This window comes from Xanthomonas sp. GW, from assembly GCF_014236815.1.
In the GTDB taxonomy this organism is placed as follows: domain Bacteria; phylum Pseudomonadota; class Gammaproteobacteria; order Xanthomonadales; family Xanthomonadaceae; genus Xanthomonas_A.
In genome coordinates this window covers 3,935,108-3,949,056 of record NZ_CP051189.1, presented here as the reverse complement: position 1 = coordinate 3,949,056, position 13,949 = coordinate 3,935,108, and the positions used below count along the sequence as shown (strand labels likewise).

Genomic DNA, 13,949 nt, shown 5'->3' with positions numbered 1-13,949 from the left:
CACAGGGGAGGCGGTGAATGAGCGAGCGCTATGCCAAGACCGACGCCGGACGGCAGGAGATCGCGGACCGCGCGCGTCGGTTGCCGGCGCAACTGCGCTCGATCCTGCTGGTGGTGGATGGACACAAGGACGACAGCGCGCTGCAGCAGATCGTCGCCGGCCTGCATGCGCCGGAAGATGCCTTGGCGCAGCTGCAGCAGATGGGCCTGATCGCCCGCGGCGGCGATGCGCCGGCCGCGCCTGCGCCTGCAATATCGCCATCGATATCGCCGCCGGCCGCATCGGCGACGACGCTGGCCGACGCCATCCATTCGTCGGCCATTCCAGGCGATACGCCGGTGTCGCACGAAGCGGCGCAGCGCTATTCGCATCTCTACGACGCGATGAGCGAAGCGGTACGCAAGCATCTGGGGCTGAAGGGCTATTTCATGCAGTTGCGGATCGAGCGCTGCAGCGATGCCGCCGCGCTCGAAGCGCTGCTGCCGGAGTTCACCGCCGCACTGGGCAAGGCCAAGTCGCCAGCGCTGGCTGCGCGTTGGCTGCAGGATACGCTTGGCGGCGATCCGCAGTAGTCGAAGATCGAGCGCCGATGTCCACATGCGATGGCGCAGAAGCGATGCTCGCCGTTGTAGGAGCGGCTTCAGCCGCGACAGGTTCCATCGGATAAATCCTGTCGCGGCTGAAGCCGCTCCTACACGTTCGTTGCGCGCAAAGCGATCGATAAAACCGCGCTAACTGCGCCGCTTCAATTCAGCCCTTCGGCCTGCAGTGCCGCCTGCACCTGCGGATCGGCCGCCATGCGCGCGAAGAAGTCCTGCAGGTTCGCACCGAGTTCGATCTTCAGCGCCTGCGCCCAGCGCAGGGTGACGAACAGATACGCATCGGCGATCGAACGCTGCGCGCCGGCGAGCCACGGCTGCGTCGCCAGCTGCGCGTCCACGCGCGCGTACAGCGTACGCAAGCGTTCGCGCGCATGTTCCTGGGTGCGCGCGATCACCGCCGCGTCCTCAAGGTAGCGGGTGCTGCCGAACAACGGATGGAAGGCGGGATGCAGGTCGGCGTTGAGGAAGGCGAGCCAGCGCTGCACTTCGGCGCGGCTGTGCGCGCTGCCATCGCCGGCCAGTTGTGCCGCGGGCGCGATATCGGCGATGTAGTTGAGGATCGCCGAGTTCTGGGTCAGCACCCAAGCGTCCACCTGCAGCGCGGGCACCGCGCCGGCGGGATTGATCGCCAGATAGGCCGGTGCCTTCATCGACGCGGCGTCGAGCACTTCCAGTTCGAACGGCAGTTGCGCCCAGCGGAGCGCGATGTGGTCGGCCAGCGAACAGGCACCGGGCTTGGCATACAGTTTCATTGCAGACTCCGCACGAACAAAGGGCCGGGAAGCGTACCCGGCCCTGTGTGCGCTTGGCGATAGCGCCGTACAGTCGGTCAGGACGCGTTGCGCGGCCGCAGCTTCTGCACGCGGTAGAACGTGTGGTCGCCGATCGTCGCCACCTGGTAGGCGTTGCGCCAGCTCGGGCTGGCGATCGCATGCGCGGCGAAGTGGCTGGCGCCGGGCACGATCTCCTTGCGCTGGCCCTGCGGCAGCGCCCAGTTGCGCTCGGCGGCGAAGGCGACGTTGACCGCATCGGCCCAGGCGTCGTCGTTCTTCAGTTCGGTGCCGGGTTTCACCAGGCCTGGCGCGAACTGTTTGCGCGCGGTGACCACCTGGCACATCGAGTTGCCCCACAGGCCGCTGTCCAGGCGCCGCAGCGCCACTTCGGCGACGGCCTGCTGGCCGCGCAGCGTCTGGTCGCGCGCTTCCAGATAGACGGTGGTGCTCAAACACAACGAATCGGCGGCGGGTTGCGGCAGCAGTTGCGACAGCCAGAGGATCCAGGCCAGTTTCATATAACTCCTTGCTCCGTATGGGCCGTCATCGGGGCTGCGCCGGGTGGCGCGGCAAGGCGATGCGGCTTGGCGTCATGGGGAGGCGGCCTGTCACGGGTCGCCCGGGTGCCGGCGCAATCTGGAGGCCGGCGGATCCACCAAGATGGGTGGATCGGAAGTGGCGCGCACAATAGGCGCCGCTTCCCCAATCGCAACTGAACCCCGATTGTTGACAGGGTTCACGATCCGTGTGGCGCGCGCGGCGCGTGGCGCCGCGCGCGGAGGTATCGAAGCGTGGTGGATCTGCTGCAACGAGACTCAGGGAAACTGACCGCGCTGCATCAGCATCGCGTAGACCTTCACCACCGGATCGCGATGTCCGGCCAATTGCGCGAGCCGTTGCGCGCGGTCGGGCCAGCGCTGCATCTGCGCGGCGACCACGTGCAGATCGCCGAACCAGGTGTCGTGGTCCTGCGCGTAGTAGGGGCCGGACAGCAACGACGCCATCAACGCGACGCCGCGATCGCGCGACGTACCGCTCGGCGCATATTCCAGATAGCGCAGCAGTTCGCGCAACCGCGCACGCTGCACGCGGCCGCTGCCGTCGCCTGCCGCGGTTTGCTGCAGAACGCCATGGTCGAGCTGGTCGAGGAATTCGGCGGAGGCTTTTTCCAGCGCCGGATCGGTCGCAGAAGCATCGGGCAGCAGCAGTTGCGTGCGCATGTTGTAGCCAGCCTCGCGGATCAACGAGATCGCCTCGTCGTCGATCGATTCCTGCGCCACCGGCGGTGCCGGCGGGATGCGTTCGTCCGGCAGTTCGGCGACGAAACGCTGTTCGAGCAGCCAGTGGTTGCCGAGCAGGCTCGCCGGGCAACGCGCCTGCTGCAGATGCGCCGCGACATAAGTGCGATACGCCGCATGCAGCCGCTCGCGCAGCGCCGCGTCCTGCAGCCATTGCAGCAGCAGCGGCATGTCCGCGGCGACGCTCAGTTCGGTGGCGGTGAAGCCCGGATCGTTGCCGCGGATGCGCGCGAACATGCGCACCAGGCTGTCGGCGACCTGGGCCTGACCGTTGCGCTGCAGCGTCGTACTGGCGAGCACCATCTTCAGCGCCGGCGCCACGTCGGTTTCCCGTTGCGCCTTGTCCACGCGCTCGGCAAGCGCCGCCGCCTGCGGCGCGGCCTGGGCCGGCTGCAGTGCGGTCGCCAGCGCGTAGGTGGGGCTGGGATCGTCGATCAGCTCGGCATCGCAGCCGGCGGCCTGCGGCGTCGGCAGCGCCGCGAACAGCGCGGCCGCCTGTGCGGGAGACGTCGCGAGGATGCGCGCAGCGCGCGTTTGCAGCGACAGCCGGTCCAGGCCGGCGGTGTGGGTGTCGCGCAACTCGTTGTTGTGCTCTTCGCTGGCATAGCCGACGCTGGCCAGGCCGGGCATGCGCCGCATCGCGCGTTCTGCCAGGACCGAGGCCTGTTGCGCCAGGCGCATCGCGGCGTCGCGGCGATCGCCGCCGGCCGTCGACGGCAGGTCGTTGGCGTCGGCGATGCGCAGCAGCGCGTCGGCCTGGAAATCGGCCGGTAGCGCCTGCGCCGCGGCAAGGACCTCGCGCGCCGACGGGCCGGGCACGTTGTCGGTGGAAGACGGTGATGCGGATGACATGTCGGTCGCAGAGGCGGCGCGCTGCGCGGATGCCGGCGCGGCGGCTGGCGCCGTGGCGGCGCGGGCGCCTTCCGCGGTCGCTGCGCGTTGCAACAGGAGCCAGCTCACGCCGGCGACGAGCAGCAGGACAAACAGGTGACGGAGACGTGGACGGTGAACGGGACGCATAGCGGATGCTTCCTGGGTGGAGAGTGCAGCGGGAAGCCGGGGAGCGAACTCCCCGGCCGGATCATGCCGCGATCACTCGTAGCGCGAGGTGTTACGGAAAATGTGCGAACGGGTGATGCTGAGCGGGTCGTCGCTGATGATGCTGGTGAAGCCGGACAACGCCTGCAAGCCGAAGTCGGAGCGGTCGTCGGCGACTTCGTTGCCGAAGTACTTGGTGCGCGTCAGGTAGTCGCTCAACGCCGCGCAGCAGGTCCCGTTGCTGCGCACGAAGTGCTGGCCGTCGTGGCTGCTGAGGCGGTACTCGGGCACCGGCGAGAACGCACCGAGCGCGCGGTGATTGGCCTGCTCGCCGGCCAGCAGTTCGGCAGTCGGGTCGCTGCGGCGCGGTTGCTTGTTGCCGATTTCCAGCCAGGCGAAGCCTTTCTCGCCGCGGGCCTGGTCGATCCACGCATTGACGCGGCAGAACGGCGTGTTGGTGCTGGTCGTTCCGCATCGGCCGGTATAGCCGCCGTCGGCGAGCCTGTCCATGTCGCCAGCGTAGACGGTCGGTGCGAACGCCACGCCCTTGGTGTAACGGGTGATGTCGCTAGGCGTGCGCGGCAGCAGCGAGGCGCTGAACTTCAGTACCACTTGGTTCTGCATGCCCAAGTAGAGGGCCAGGTCTGCTGCACGCGACACCGCGTCCAGGGTCTTCAGGTCCAGCACCACGACCATGTGATTGGCGTAGTGGTGCACGGCATCCAACGCGTTGGCCAGCGGCAGCGGGCGGTAGTTGGTCTTGGCGAAGTCCTTGTCGCGCAGGAACGAATTGACCAACTCGTGGCTGGTCATGGTGCGGATGTCCGGATTCCAGCCGTTGCCCGGCTGGAAGATGTTGAAGGCAGGCGAATGCGCGATCACGCGGCCGGCGTTCTGGTCGTGGAACAACCACGGCTGCCCGTCGGAGGACTGCTTGACGTCCAGTTCGATCGCTTCGATGTTGTTGTTGTAGGTGTTGAGGATGGAGCAGGTGGAATTTTCCGGGCAGCCGTTGCCGACCAGGCCGCGATGCGCGATCACCGCGACGCTGGCGCGGCTACCCTGGTAGGGGCTTTTCATGGTGTTGAGGATGTGGGCTGGATTCCAGTTCTCGGCCGCCGAGGCGAGGCCGGACAACACGGTCAGCGAGGCGCAGGCCAATACGAGCGATAAGGTCTTGAAGCGTTTCTTGGACGATTTCATGTGTTTCCCGTTGGGATTGGATGGATGTATGTGGAACAGGCGCAACGACGCCGACGGCGACCAACCGTGTGGGCTCGACCGTCGCGGCGAATCGCTCGGAACGACGGCTGCGCCGTCCATTGGCGCGATCCGGCTGCATGCCGACCGTCTGGGGCTTGGTTCCTCGCGACGCGTTGCGACTGTCGCTGCGCCGCGAGGATTGAGATCGACGACGGCTACCGGTGCATGTCCGATTCGCGCAAGTAGCGTTGCAATGCCAATGGCTCGTCGGTCTGGATCATGCTCACCCCATGCGCGCGCAGCGCGCCCCAGACGCTGGCCGGATCGCGCAGCGCGCGCTGGTCGGTGTAGTTCGCCGACAGCCGCATCGGCCGGCCGCTGGCGATGTCGTTGGTCATCGTGTTGACGAACAGGCGTGTGCGTGGCGCCAGTTCGCGTTGGGCGATGTCCAGCACCGCCGGATCGTCGAACATCAACTGCACCACCGCCGGACGCAGCGCGGCGGCTTGGCGCAGCGCCTGTTGCGGCGACAGCGCGGTGTCGCGTTGCAGGTACAGCACCTGCAACGCGATGCCGGCCGCGTGCGCGCGTTGCAGCGCGGCCTGCGGTACGTCCAGCGGGACGTTCAACAGCACGTCGCGCTGCGCACCGGCCGCCTCGACCACGTCCATGACCTGGTCCAGCGCGGCGGCCTTGACGTCCAGGTTCACCAGTACCCGGCCGCGCGCCGCGGCCAGCGCCTGTGCCAGCGTCGGCGGGTGGCGCTCGGTCAGGGTGCTTCTGCGGCCGCCGCCGCGGCTGCGCACGCGCAACGCGGCGATCTGCGCTGCGTCCAGCTCGGCCACCGTGCCATGGCCATCGGTGGTGCGATCCACGCGCTCGTCGTGCATCAGCACCAGCGCGCCGTCGCGGGTGGTGCGCACGTCGACCTCGACCATGTCCACGCCGTGTGCGATGCACGCGGCGATACCGTCGAGGGTGTTCTCCGAGGCGAACTTCCAGCATGCGCGGTGCGACACCACCAGCGCATCGCCATGCGGATCGCGCAGGCGCTCCGGCAAGTCCGTTGCCGTCGCGGTCATCAGCGGCAGCCAGATCGCCGCGCCCATCAGCAGTTTGCGGTAGCACATGCTCACCACCGCCAGGTCAGCGACGCGTTGTAGTTGCGGCCGAAGATCGGGCGCGCATAGATCGCTTCGGCGGTGCCTTGCCCGGACAGCGTGTCCACCCGTGCGTTGCCTTCGGTCAGACCGGCGCTGTTGTCGACGTTGGCCGCATGCAGCTGCAGTTCCAGGTTGTCGCTGAGGCGGGCGAACAGGCCCAGGTCGTAGGTGGTGTAGGCCGGCAGCGCGGTGGCGTTGGTGTAGTCGACGTAGCGCTGGCCCATGCGGTAGGCGGTAGCCGACAGTTCGAGCGGACGCCCGGCGATGTCGAAGTACAGGGTCGGGCTGAGCGAGGCCATGAACTTGGGGATGCGCGAGATCTGCTTGCCGTCCAGGTCGCCGTAGCTGGTGCCGGTGGTGGCGTTGCTCAGGCTGCGGGTCTGCGGATCCTGCAGCGTGACCGAGCCGGTCATGCCGAAGTGCGCCGATGGACGCCAGGTGAACTCCGACTCCAGGCCGAAGGTCTGGGTCTGGCCGACCAGGGCCAGGGTCTGCACCGCACCGGCGTCGTCGAGCACGATCGCGCTGATCGACAGATCGTTGAAGCGGCTCCAGAACCCGACGGTGGAGAACGAGAAGGTGTCGCCGAAGGCGCCGCGCAGGCCGGCCTCGGCCTGATCGATGTCGGTGACCGCCGCGTTCTGCGTCTGGTACACGTTCTGTAGCCGCGGCAGGCGCTGCGACTTGGTGTAGCGGGCGAAGGTCTGCAACTGCGGGGTCAGCGCGAACTCGGCACCGAGCGTCCATTGCGTGGCATGGCGGCGGTCCTCGCGCGCGCTGAACGCGCCGCTGAGGCCGCCGGCACTGTCGTCGGCCAGGGTGGTGGGATCGCCGAGGTTGCGTGTGGTGTTGGCGTACACGCCGCCGTCGGCGCTGTAACGGGTGTAGCGCACGCCGGCGTCCACGCCGAAGCGGCCGAAGCGCACCGAATCCCACAGGTACGGCGACAGGTAGGTGCCGTTGGCGAAGCCGCGGGTGACGCCGTTGCCGTAGCGCACGAAGCCGTTCTGGGTGACCGAACCGACCACGTTGCCGGCCGCGTCGTAGGCCAGCACGTCCAGGCGCTGCGCATTGTTCTGCAGCGTGGTCAGCACGGTGTTCTGCAGGCGGTCCTGGGTGTATTCGAAGTGCTGCACGTTCACGCCGGCGGTGAGCGTGTGCTGGCCGAGCGCCGATTCGCCGAATGCCTTGCTCAGGCGCAGATCGTCGGACAGCGTGCGCAGGTGGGTGCGTGCGTTCCACAGGCCGCTTTCCAGCACCAGGCCGTCTGCGCCGGCCGGATCGTAGACGGCGCCGTCGCCGCTGCTGACGTAGCCGACGCGGGCCACGCGGTTGCCGAAGCCGGTACGCGCGCGGCCGAGCTGGGTGGACAGGTAGGCGGCGGCGTCGGCTGGCGCGGCGCCGGAGAACAGCGCGGTGTAGTCCACCTCGGCATCGACGAAACGCATGCGGTTGTTCAGGGTCAGGCCGTCGTCCAGGTTCCACTCCAGGTGGGTGCCGAGTTGCTTGACCTTGTTGTGGATGCCGTCGGCCAGATCCAGGTTGCGGGAAATGCGGCGGTTGCCGTCGAAGGTCGGCACCGTGGTCCGGCGCAGGTCATTGGACAGCAGGGTGCCGTCCAGCGGGTCGAGCAGCGCCGACAGCGACTGCGACGGGTTGCGCGGATCGTCCAGCGGGATCGGGTTGTAGAACGCGGTGCGGTCGTCGAGGTACTTGGCGTCCACGTCGAGGATCGCATCGCCCATGAGGAAGGTCAGGTTGCCGCGCACCTGGCCGCCCTTGTCGGCGGTGTAGCCGGTCTCGCGCAGGCCGTCGTCGCTGCGGTGGTAGCCGCCGATGCTGTACAGCACGTTCTCGCTCAGCGGGCCGGAACTGTAGGCGTCCTCGCGGCGCAGGCCGTCGCTGCCGACGCTCATGCGCACCGCGCCCTCGGGCGTGGCGGTGCCGTGGCGGGTGATGGCGTTGACCGTGCCGCCCGGCGCATTGGTCGCGAACAGCGGCGAGGTGCCGCCGCGCACCACTTCCAGGCGCTCGGTCATCATGTCCAGCGAAAACAGCGTATCGACGTTGAAGAAGCTTTCCTGCGGCTCGTCGAACAGGGTCATGCCGTCTTCCTGGTACTGCACGTAGTACCAGCCGCCGGCGGGCAGGCCGCGCACGTACAGGTTCTGGCCGCCGCCCTGGCCGCCGGAGGGCTCGGCCGAGAAGCCTGGCACGGCGCGCAGCATGTCGACGCTGCTGCTCGGCGCCGCGCGATCCAGGCGTTGCTTCGACACCACGCTGATCGCGAACGGCGCGTCCTTCTGCGACTGGCCCTGCGGGGTGCCGGTGACGACGATCTGGTCCAGGGTGGTGGTGGCGTCAGCGGCGGGGGCCTGTGGCGGCTCCTGGGCCTTGGCTGCGCTGGCGGCAAGAACGGAAGACAGCGCCAGCGCGAGCAGGCTCTGGTGTGGACGGTTGGTACGCATGGAACTCCCCCAATTAAAGTATGTGGGGGTAATACTATTTACCATGTATGAAACTTATGTGTCCACATGCTAGCGTTGCGGCACATCCACTTCTGGTCCGCGCCGTCCCATGCTCCATGCCGATTTCCCGCCGCGCGTCAGCGCCGGCGGCCGCCAGTTGCTCGACCGTGTGTTCAAGGCCGGGGTGCAGACCCAGGCGGCGCTGAGTCGCGAGCTGGGCCTGTCGCAGCCCACGGTCGCGCGCCTGCTGCAGGGCTTCGTGCAGGACAGGATGGTGCAGCTCAGCGCGCGCGCCGCCGGCGGGCGCGGCAACCCCAGCGTCGATGTGCGCCTGGCGCCGGACTATGCCTACGCGTTCGGCATTGGCCTGATGGGCGACGTGGTGGCGATGGCGCTGGTCGATTTCGCCGGCGCGGTGCGCGGCCAGCGCCGCGTCGGCCTGGCCGACATGCGGCGCGCCCCGGTGCTGGCGCAGTTGCTGCGGTTCCGCGAGGAACTGCTGGCCGAAACCGGCGTGGATCCGGCGCGGGTGGTCGGCGCGGGCATGGCGATCTCCGCCTTCTTCACCGGGCACGGCCAGCAGATGGCCGGGCCGCCGGCGCTGGAGGACTGGACCCAGGTCGAGCTGGGGCCGATCCTGGAAGAGGCGTTGGGCTGCCCGGTCACGGTGGAGAACGACGGCGCGGCGGCGGCGGTGGCCGAGAGCCTGTACGGGGTCGGCCGCGACTGCCGCGACTTCGCCTACCTGCACCTGACCAACGGCTTCGGCGGCGGCATCATCGCCGACGGCCGGCTGTTCCGCGGCTATCGCGGCAACGCCGGCGAGTTCGGCGGCATCTGGACCGTCGCCGGCATGGCCTATCCGAACCTGGACGCCTTGCTGGCCCTGGTGCGCGCGGCCGGGCAGGACTACGCCGGCGTCGAGCAGATGCTGGCCGACATCGGCCCGCACAGCCCGGGCGTGGACGCCTGGCTGGAGCTGGCCGAAGCGCCGTTCTCGCAGCTGTGCGCGTACCTGGCCTACACCCTGGATCCGCAGGCGATCGTCATCGGCGGACGCCTGCCGGCGCCGATCGGCGAACGCCTGATCGAACGCATCCGCATCCCGCGCGCACCCAACCGGCATGGTCTGGCGCCGCCGCTGCCGGAACTGCGCATCGCCGGTACCGCCGGCGATGCGGTGACCCTGGGCGCGGCGCTCATGCCATTGCAGCGAGCTTTCTTCGTCTGAGCGGGCGGCGCCCGGCCAGCAGCGCCAACAGCAGGCACAGCGCGCCGCAGGCCAGTGGACCGGCGGCCATCGCCCAGCGCAGCAGCTGGCAATGGCTCTCGCGGTAATCCACCGCGCCCAGCAACAGCCCGATCACGGCGATGCCGGCGGCCAGCGCCACTTGCGCGCTGGCGACCAGCGCGGCAAAGCACAGCGCGTGCTGGGCGACCCCGCGTTCGGCGGTCAGCTGCGCGTGCCAGGCCCAGACGAGCTGGCCGCTGCTGCCGCCGATCGCGCCGATCCACGCTGCCGCCAGCAGGCTCAGCTGCGGCCGTGCCGGCAGCGCCAGCGCGAACAGCGGTGCGCTCAGCAGCAGTGCCGCGCCGAGCCAGGCCAGCCGTTGTTGCGGCGAATGCCGCCGGCCCAACCGCGCCGCCAGCGGTTGCACCAGCACCGACCCCAGCGCATAGGCGATCAGCACCGCGCTGCCCCAGCCTGGCGACAGCAGGCCGTAGGCGGCCACGTACGGCGCCAGTTTGGTGAAGGCGGGCAGGGTCAGCGAGATCGCGGCGATCAGCAGCAGCGGCTGCCAGGGAATCGCGCGCCAGCACGGCGCCGGCTCGGGGCACGTCGGCGCGCCGGGGGTGGCGCGCGGAAGCGGCGCGCCACCGCGCGTTAGTACGCGTCGCAGCTGCCATGCGCACACCACAGCCACTGCGGCCAACAGGGCGCTGGCCTGCAGTGCGAAGGCCGCGCCGCCGGCGCCCCGCGCCAGCATCGCGCCAACCATCGCGCTGATCAGCAGCGCCGCGATGCCGCTGCCGGCCAGACGCAACGCGCTGGCACCGTCGTGACCGCGCCATGGCCAACGCACCAGGCTCAGCAAGGTGTTCTGCGCCACGTCGCAGACGGCGTAGGCGGTGCGGAACAGCAGGCTGAGCACCAGCACGTAGCCCAGCCGCAGCGGCGCCGGCAGCAGCGGCGCGGCGAACACCAGCAGCAGCGCCAGCGCCGCTGCGCTCAGGCCGAGCCATTGCAGGTGCCCGCTGCTGGTCACCTCGCGCAAGCGCCGGCGCAGGCTCCAGCCGGCGCCGAGACCGATCGCTGCGCTGACCAGCAGGCCCAGCGCCAGCACCAGCCCGGCGGCGGCCGCGCCCAGTCCGGTGTGTTCGGTCAACGAATAGATCAGCAGCAGTTCGCTGGCGTACCACAGCAGGCTCTTGCCGAAATGCGCGCAGGCATACGCCGCCAGCGCGGTGCGCGGCAGCGATGGCTGCGTCTGTAGCGGAGCGGGCGAGGTCCGTTGCATCCCCGGCGTTATAGCGTCGCGATGCGACAGCACCAAGTCCAGGCGTGCGGATCGGTGCCTGCTAGGATCGGGGGAGTGGTCCGAGCCATCCTAGGAGATCCATGTCCTTGCGCATTTCGTTGCTGTTCGCGCTGTGCCTGGCGGCTTGCGGGGCGACGCCTGTGCTGGCGGCGCCTGCGCGGACATCGAACGCCGATGTCTATCAGCTATCCGGTGCGCACTTGCTGCAACTGCTCAAGGGCGATGCGGATGCCGTTGCCGGGCTAGAACCGCAACTGGCCGAACGCCGTCGCCACCAGGCCAGCGAAGCGGCGACGTTCTACATCGCCGGCGTCGCCGATGGCGCCGAAGGCGTGCAGTGGTGCGCCGCCGGCGGCGTGCTGCGGCACGAACTGGCCGATCGCGTGTACACCGCGCTCAGCGCGTTGCCGTCGGCCCAATTGCAGCAGCGCGCCTCGATCGCGGTGATCCAGGCGCTGCGCGCGTCCTTTCCCTGCCCCAGATAGGCGCGCCTACAACTGCGCCGCCAGGCGGCTGCCCTGGGCGATGGCGCGCTTGGCATCCAGTTCCGCGGCGATGTCGGCGCCGCCGATCAGGTGCGGCTTGCGGCCGGCCGCCTGCAGCGCAGCGTGCAGGTCGCGGCGCGGCTCCTGGCCGGCGCAGACCACCACGGTGCCGACCGGCAGCAACTGCTCGGCGCCGTCCACGCGGATGCGCAGGCCGGTATCGTCCATGCCCAGGTACTCGACACCGCCGAGCATGGTCACGCCCTTGGCCTTGAGCGTGGCGCGGTGGATCCAGCCGGTGGTCTTGCCCAGGCGCGCGCCGGGACGGCCGGCACTGCGCTGCAGCAACCACACCTTGCGTGCCGGCGCTTCCGGCTGCGGCTTGCGCAACGCGCCGCGCGCCTCGAACTGCGGATCCACGCCCCATTCGGCCATCCAACGCGCCGGGTCCAGCGCGGTCGAGACGCCGGCATGCACCAGGAACTCGCCGACGTCGAAACCTATGCCGCCGGCGCCGATGATCGCGACCGTGTCCGCCGCCTGCACCCGGCCCTGCAGCACATCGAGATAACTGACCACGTTGGGGTGATCGGCGCCGGGGAAATCCACCGCGCGCGGCACGATGCCGGTGGCCAGCACCACTTCGTCGAAATCGGCCAGCAGCGCCGCATCGGCGGTGGTGTGCAGGCGCACGTCCACGCCGGTGGCCTCGAGCTGGTGGCGGAAATAGCGCAGCGTCTCGTGGAATTCTTCCTTGCCGGGAATGCGCTTGGCCACGTTGAACTGGCCCCCGATCTCCGCGGCGCTGTCGAACAGGGTGACGCGATGGCCGCGTTCGGCCGCGACCGTGGCGCAGGCCAGTCCGGCCGGGCCGGCGCCGACCACGGCGACGCGCTTGGGCGCCGCCGTGGGCAGGTAGTTCAGTTCGGTCTCGGCCGCGGCGCGCGGATTGACCAGGCAGCTGGCGGTCTTGTTCTCGAACACGTGGTCCAGGCACGCCTGGTTGCAGGCGATGCAGGTGTTGATCGCCTGCGCCTGGCCGCGCCGCGCCTTGTTCGGCCATTGCGGATCGGCCAGCAGCGGCCGCGCCAGCGACACCATGTCGGCGCCGCCGCCGGCGAGGATGCGCTCGGCCACGTCGGGCATGTTGATGCGGTTGGTGGCGATCAGCGGCACCCGCACATACGGCTTGAGCTTGGCGGTGACGCCGGCGAACGCGGCGCGCGGCACCGAGGTGGCGATGGTCGGCACGCGCGCCTCGTGCCAGCCGATGCCGGAGTTGATCAGCGTCGCGCCGGCGGCTTCGATCGCCTGCGCCTGCGCCACGATCTCCTGCCAGTCGCTGCCGTCCTCGACCAGGTCCACCAGCGACAGCCGGTAGATGATGATGAAGTCCGGTCCGCAGGCCTCGCGGATCCGGCGCACGATCTCCACCGCGAAGCGCATGCGCCTGCTCGCGTCGCCGCCCCAGGCATCGTCGCGGCGGTTGCTGCGCGGGGCCACGAACTCGTTGATCAGATAGCCTTCCGAGCCCATCACTTCCACGCCGTCGTAGCCGGCCTCGCGCGCCAGCCGCGCGGCGCGCGCATAGGCGCCGATCTGGCGCTCGACCCCGCGTGCGGACAGGGCGCGCGGCGTGAACGGGTTGATCGGGGCCTTCAGCTTGGATGGCGCCACCGACAGCGGGTGGTAGGCGTAGCGCCCGGCATGCAGCAACTGCAGGCAGATCTTGGCGCCGTGCGCATGCACCGCGGCGGTCACCTGCCGGTGCGGGCGCACTTCCCACGGCCACGACAGCTTGCCGCCGAACGGTTTCAGCCAGCCGACCACGTTCGGGGCGAAGCCGCCGGTGACGATCAGTCCGGCGCCGCCGGCGGCGCGCTCGGCGAAATACGCGGCCAGCTTGGGGAAGTCGCGCGCGCGATCCTCCAGGCCGGTGTGCATCGAGCCCATCAGCACCCGGTTGCGCAGTTGGGTGAACCCCAGGTCGAGCGGGGCGAACAGGTGCGGGTAGGCGGGGAGGACGGGGCGGGCTGGCCGGAGGCGGGCGACATGGCTTGGATACGCTGGCGTACGGAAGCGCGCAGGGTGACGTGAAACCTGGGCTACGGCAAGAGGGGCGTGCGCTCTGGTTGCCTGCGGTAGAAGGAGCACGGCCCGGAGGACGGGGCTCTTGTCCTGCGGTATCTGTAACCCTTGTAGGAGCAACTTCAGTCGCGACAGGCTTTTAGCGGTAATGCTGAAGCCGCTCCCACAAGGAACGGTGTAGCGAATGCCGCTGGGTGCATTGTGGGAGGGACTTCAGTCCCGACAGGGTCCGAAGTCGGTCGCTGACAGACGCCGAGTCGCGACTGAAATGACTCGCCGCAAGGCAAACCT

11 protein-coding genes are annotated in these 13,949 nt (G+C 69.3%); 3 read left to right on the top strand and 8 right to left on the bottom strand.

The features are described from left to right. Positions 1-17: 17 nt before the first annotated feature. The gene (locus HEP73_RS16945; RefSeq protein WP_185820857.1) at positions 18-572 is read left to right on the top strand and encodes a hypothetical protein; all 555 of its coding nucleotides are present in this window, start codon (positions 18-20) and stop codon (positions 570-572) included. 173 nt (positions 573-745) lie between these two features. On the opposite strand, the gene HEP73_RS16940 is transcribed toward HEP73_RS16945, so the two are convergent. The 6 genes from HEP73_RS16940 to HEP73_RS16915 form a co-directional block, all read right to left on the bottom strand. Continuing rightward, entirely contained in the window at positions 746-1,354 is a 609-nt protein-coding gene (locus HEP73_RS16940) for a glutathione binding-like protein (protein ID WP_185820856.1), read from the bottom strand. A gap of 77 nt (positions 1,355-1,431) precedes the next feature. After that, on the bottom strand, positions 1,432-1,893 hold the full coding sequence (locus tag HEP73_RS16935) for a cell wall hydrolase (RefSeq protein WP_145701667.1): 462 nt from the start codon (positions 1,891-1,893) through the stop codon (positions 1,432-1,434). A gap of 297 nt (positions 1,894-2,190) precedes the next feature. After that, positions 2,191-3,525, bottom strand: coding sequence for a hypothetical protein (locus HEP73_RS16930; RefSeq protein WP_255423541.1), 1,335 nt, complete (start codon positions 3,523-3,525; stop codon positions 2,191-2,193). Positions 3,526-3,765: 240 nt separating this feature from the next. Continuing rightward, positions 3,766-4,914: a glycerophosphodiester phosphodiesterase family protein gene (locus HEP73_RS16925; protein WP_185820854.1), complete on the bottom strand. Its 1,149-nt coding sequence runs from the start codon at positions 4,912-4,914 to the stop codon at positions 3,766-3,768. A gap of 215 nt (positions 4,915-5,129) precedes the next feature. Beyond that, a complete protein-coding gene (locus tag HEP73_RS16920; RefSeq protein WP_185820853.1) occupies positions 5,130-6,044 on the bottom strand; it encodes a glycerophosphodiester phosphodiesterase family protein in 915 nt (304 codons plus the stop codon). 2 nt (positions 6,045-6,046) lie between these two features. Further along, positions 6,047-8,545, bottom strand: a complete 2,499-nt coding sequence (locus HEP73_RS16915) for a TonB-dependent receptor (protein WP_185820852.1) — start codon at positions 8,543-8,545, stop codon at positions 6,047-6,049. 109 nt (positions 8,546-8,654) lie between these two features. Here HEP73_RS16915 and HEP73_RS16910 point away from each other — a divergent pair, with 109 nt between their 5' ends. Next, a complete protein-coding gene (locus HEP73_RS16910) occupies positions 8,655-9,776 on the top strand; it encodes an ROK family transcriptional regulator (RefSeq protein WP_185820851.1) in 1,122 nt (373 codons plus the stop codon). On the opposite strand, the gene HEP73_RS16905 is transcribed toward HEP73_RS16910, so the two are convergent. Next, on the bottom strand, positions 9,745-11,064 hold the full coding sequence (locus tag HEP73_RS16905) for an MFS transporter (RefSeq protein ID WP_185820850.1): 1,320 nt from the start codon (positions 11,062-11,064) through the stop codon (positions 9,745-9,747). The two genes, HEP73_RS16910 and HEP73_RS16905, sit on opposite strands and share 32 nt — an antisense overlap. 101 nt (positions 11,065-11,165) lie before the next feature. On the opposite strand from HEP73_RS16905, the gene HEP73_RS16900 reads away from it, so the two are divergent. Then, positions 11,166-11,570, top strand: coding sequence for a Rap1a/Tai family immunity protein (locus tag HEP73_RS16900; RefSeq protein WP_185820849.1), 405 nt, complete (start codon positions 11,166-11,168; stop codon positions 11,568-11,570). A 6-nt stretch (positions 11,571-11,576) separates the two neighbouring features. Here the strand turns inward: HEP73_RS16900 and HEP73_RS16895 are convergent, their stop codons facing one another. Beyond that, a complete protein-coding gene (locus tag HEP73_RS16895; protein WP_185823466.1) occupies positions 11,577-13,574 on the bottom strand; it encodes an NADPH-dependent 2,4-dienoyl-CoA reductase in 1,998 nt (665 codons plus the stop codon). Positions 13,575-13,949: the final 375 nt, after the last annotated feature.

Bases quoted from the DNA above. Each gene is read 5' to 3' on its own strand.
- HEP73_RS16910 (WP_185820851.1), top strand. From the start codon at position 8,655: ATGCTCCATGCCGATTTCCCGCCGCGCGTCAGCGCCGGCGGCCGCCAG.
- HEP73_RS16920 (WP_185820853.1), bottom strand. From the start codon at position 6,044: ATGTGCTACCGCAAACTGCTGATGGGCGCGGCGATCTGGCTGCCGCTG.
- HEP73_RS16900 (WP_185820849.1), top strand. From the start codon at position 11,166: ATGTCCTTGCGCATTTCGTTGCTGTTCGCGCTGTGCCTGGCGGCTTGC.
- HEP73_RS16930 (WP_255423541.1), bottom strand. From the start codon at position 3,525: ATGTCATCCGCATCACCGTCTTCCACCGACAACGTGCCCGGCCCGTCG.
- HEP73_RS16935 (WP_145701667.1), bottom strand. From the start codon at position 1,893: ATGAAACTGGCCTGGATCCTCTGGCTGTCGCAACTGCTGCCGCAACCC.
- HEP73_RS16915 (WP_185820852.1), bottom strand. From the start codon at position 8,545: ATGCGTACCAACCGTCCACACCAGAGCCTGCTCGCGCTGGCGCTGTCT.
- HEP73_RS16940 (WP_185820856.1), bottom strand. From the start codon at position 1,354: ATGAAACTGTATGCCAAGCCCGGTGCCTGTTCGCTGGCCGACCACATC.
- HEP73_RS16925 (WP_185820854.1), bottom strand. From the start codon at position 4,914: ATGAAATCGTCCAAGAAACGCTTCAAGACCTTATCGCTCGTATTGGCC.
- HEP73_RS16945 (WP_185820857.1), top strand. From the start codon at position 18: ATGAGCGAGCGCTATGCCAAGACCGACGCCGGACGGCAGGAGATCGCG.
- HEP73_RS16905 (WP_185820850.1), bottom strand. From the start codon at position 11,064: ATGCAACGGACCTCGCCCGCTCCGCTACAGACGCAGCCATCGCTGCCG.